The organism is Dietzia sp. SYD-A1 (assembly GCF_015356725.1).
Taxonomy (GTDB): domain Bacteria; phylum Actinomycetota; class Actinomycetes; order Mycobacteriales; family Mycobacteriaceae; genus Dietzia.
On record NZ_JADDKI010000608.1, the window covers coordinates 1 to 984 of the forward strand.

The 984-nt window shown below is 73.6% G+C and carries 1 protein-coding gene; it reads left to right on the forward strand.

Features of this window, described 5'->3' with window-relative positions; translation table 11 throughout:
* The first annotated feature begins 190 nt into the window (after positions 1–190).
* Positions 191–952: an HNH endonuclease family protein gene (locus IY392_RS17650; protein WP_194861935.1), complete on the forward strand. Its 762-nt coding sequence runs from the start codon at positions 191–193 to the stop codon at positions 950–952.
* Positions 953–984: the final 32 nt, after the last annotated feature.

Genomic DNA, 984 nt, shown 5'->3' on the forward strand with positions numbered 1-984 from the left:
GGGTCACGTCGCCATGTAAGCACGTTCGTCCGACATTCCCCCGGGCGCGGGGACGGTCCCGCACGGGACCGGGCGTCCGGCCACTTCTGGCAACGCCGCCATTCCACACCCGGTCGCGGCCTCCACAGGCCCGGGGTGCCGGCCACCGACGGGCGACCCCCGGGGCCGGGCGGGCACACATACTCACCCCGTGACCGACCATCACCCCATCCGACCCCGCCCCGGGGGCCACGGGCGGATCATCCCACCGCTCGGCGTGAGAGCGCTCGGTCTCACGATGGCGGTCGCGGCGTCGCTCTGCGTGGTCCTGTGGTGGGCGGAACCCAGGCACTCGGCGCCCGGGAGTCCGGGCAGACAGGCCCTCGAGGCCCTTCTCACCCACGTCGACGTGGTTCCCGAACGGATCACGGTGCCCGGCTATGAGCGCGACTGCTCCGGCGCGTCCGCGTGCGTGTTCGGGCCGGCCTGGAGCGACTCGACGGGAGCGCCGTACTCGGGGAACGGCTGCTCGACGCGTCACGACGTGTTGGCCCGTGACCTGGGGGGCACCACGGCGGACCCCGCCTCGGGGTGCTCGGTCGACGGGGGGACACTGGTGGATCCCTACACCGGCCGGGTGATGGACGTGAGCGCATCCGGTCTCCGGGGGATCCACGTGGACCACGTGTTCCCTCTCTCCGCTGCGTGGGACCTGGGGGCCTGGGACTGGTCTCCCGGACGGCGGGCGGCGTTCGCCAACGATGTCGAGCGCAACCTCCTCGCCGTCACCGGATCCGTCAACAGCCGCAAGAGCGACTGGACACCGGAGGACTGGCTTCCACCCGACCCCGGCAGGCACTGCTTCTACGCGGCCCGCTACCTCACGGCGGCGGTCGCCTACGGCCTGCCGGTGACCGCAGGGGACCGGGAGGCGTTGGCAGCGGCGGTGCGCCGCTGCCCCCGCGGCGGGTGACGGCGGGAGGTCGACGGCAGGCCCTCCCGGGT